Annotated in this window: 1 protein-coding gene; it reads left to right on the forward strand. The window is 59.8% G+C overall.

Annotation, left to right across the window (positions count from 1 at the left end; genetic code table 11):
* On the forward strand, positions 1-443 hold a 443-nt coding region (locus tag QP915_RS11605), incomplete at both ends, for an IS6 family transposase (RefSeq protein ID WP_284769435.1).

The following is a 443-nucleotide window of genomic DNA, read 5'->3' on the forward strand; positions in this document are numbered from 1 at the left end:
AGCGGGGCGTGTCAGTCGATCACACCACGATCTACCGCTGGGTCCAGAAATACGCCCCTGATCTGGACAAGCAAACACGGCGGTACCGGCAGGTACCCGACTGGCAGGCCACTTCCTGGCGAGTGGATAAGACCTATATCCGGGTCGGCGGCAGGTGGTGCTACCTCTATCGGGTGATCACCGCCGGTGGCCAGACCCTGGACTTTTACCTCTCTTCGAAGCAGCACGTGGCCGCAGCGAAGCGTTTCCTGGCCAAGGCCGTCAGATCCAATGCGTCAGCCGGGTATCCCAGAGTGATCAACGCCGATAAAGCACCCTTCCTAGCCAGGGCAATCGCCGAGTTGAAGTCAGAGGGAATCTGCCCGGCAACAGTGGAACACCGGCAGGTGAAATACCTCAACAACATCCTGGAAGGCGACCATGGTCGGCTGAAGCGGATCCTC

Source organism: Corynebacterium sp. MSK158 (assembly GCF_030229085.1).
Classification (GTDB): domain Bacteria; phylum Actinomycetota; class Actinomycetes; order Mycobacteriales; family Mycobacteriaceae; genus Corynebacterium.